Here is a 1,588-nt window from a genome sequence, read left to right on the forward strand (position 1 = left end):
GAAGGCAACCGGCGGCGACACTGGCGCCGGCATCGGCGGCGCCTCAAATGTTCAAGGGCACGTCGGCCACGGCGGAACTGTCCTTGTCCGAGGCGGCACGGTTGAAGCCATCGGAGGCGCCTATGGCGCTGGAATAGGTGGGGGACCGGATGGAGTTGGAGGAACGGTCAATATCGACGGTGGCATCGTTACCGCGACTGGAGGCACATCGGCCGCCGGGATCGGTGGCGGATCCGGCGCGAACGGTGGAAACGTAACAATCGGTGTAGATGCGGACGTGACTGCAGCGTCGGGATCGGGCGACGGATCTGCCATTGGGGCAGGGGATTACGGCTCAAGGTTCGGCTCGCTCACGGTTTCAGGTGACCTCTACGTCCCCCAGGGAGAACTCAAGGTCTACGACTCAAATGCCTCAGGCGCAGAGGTCATCGTGACCGCCACCGGAAACATCTTTGGTTCCGCAACGGACGTCACCCAGGGCGCGAGCATCTCTGGTGCCGGGCAGATCGACAACGGTGGAGTGATTGCCCTCGACGCCGCACTTGTCACCGCTACCGTCGACACCCACAACTACCTCGTCACCTTTGACACTCAGGGAGGCACTGACTTAGCCGACGTACGCGTCTTCGCCCCCAGCTTCGATGCCGGGTTCCGCGAGATCCCCGCCCCGCCGGCCGATGCCGTGTGGGCCACGGAGGCCGACGGCAGCGGCGAGTTTTTCACCGAGACGACCACCCTGAGTGGTGACACGGACCTCTACGCGGTGTCCGGTTTCGCCCTCCTTGCCACTAAGGCCTCGAACTGCACCGACGGAGATGCGCTGACCGTCCCCGGCGACCTTTCGGGCGGTCTCCTCGCCGTGAACTGTGATCTCATCCTCGATCTCAATGGTTACGCTCTCGAGACCCTTGGCGTCGACATCAGCGACGGGCACACCCTCACCATTGACGACACTCGTGGCGGCGGCACTTTGGCCGCTCTGCCGGCCGCAGCGAGCCGCATCGCAGGTATCCACGTGCCCACGACTGCCGCCCTGGTCCTGAACAACGGATCCGTAACGGCCAAGGCGAGCGAGTTCGCCGCAGGCGTCGGCCATGATGCCGACGACTCCGGGTCCGCGGGGGCCGTCACCGTCAATGGTGGAACGCTGGTGGCAACTGGCGCTCAATACAGCGCTGGCATCGGAGGCAGCGGCGGGCGCACTGGCGGCACCGTCACCATCAATGGCGGTGAGGTGATCGCGACGGGTGGTGGCCTAGCTGCCGGCATCGGCGGCGGCGAAGTGGGCCACGGTGGAGTGCTGACCGTCACTGGCGGCAACGTCACGGCCACGGGGAGCAGCGGATCCGCCGGACTCGGCGGCGGATACAGGGGCTCCGCGGGCGAGGTCACGATCACCGGTGGCGTGGTGAACGCCACAGGCGGCAACTCTGGTCCTGGAATTGGAAACGGCATGTACTACGCCTTCGGTGACAACGGAACGATCACCATCACTGGCGGCAACGTCACAGCCACCGCGGGCGCCGAATACGCGGGACAGGTGGGCGCTGGCATCGGAGGCGGCGCCCGCAGTTCCGGTGCTGCGGTC

General features: G+C 65.9%; 2 pseudogenes. Both read left to right on the forward strand.

The window, feature by feature from the left end:
* Positions 1 to 31: 31 nt before the first annotated feature.
* Positions 32 to 232: pseudogene (locus WBV89_RS11455) on the forward strand (hypothetical protein); the annotation flags it as partial.
* 45 nt (positions 233 to 277) lie between these two features.
* Positions 278 to 1,588, forward strand: a pseudogene (locus tag WBV89_RS11460) (hypothetical protein); the annotation flags it as partial.

Origin of the sequence: Ilumatobacter sp., from assembly GCF_049588435.1 — a bacterium.
Classification (GTDB): Bacteria; Actinomycetota; Acidimicrobiia; order Acidimicrobiales; family Ilumatobacteraceae; genus Ilumatobacter_A.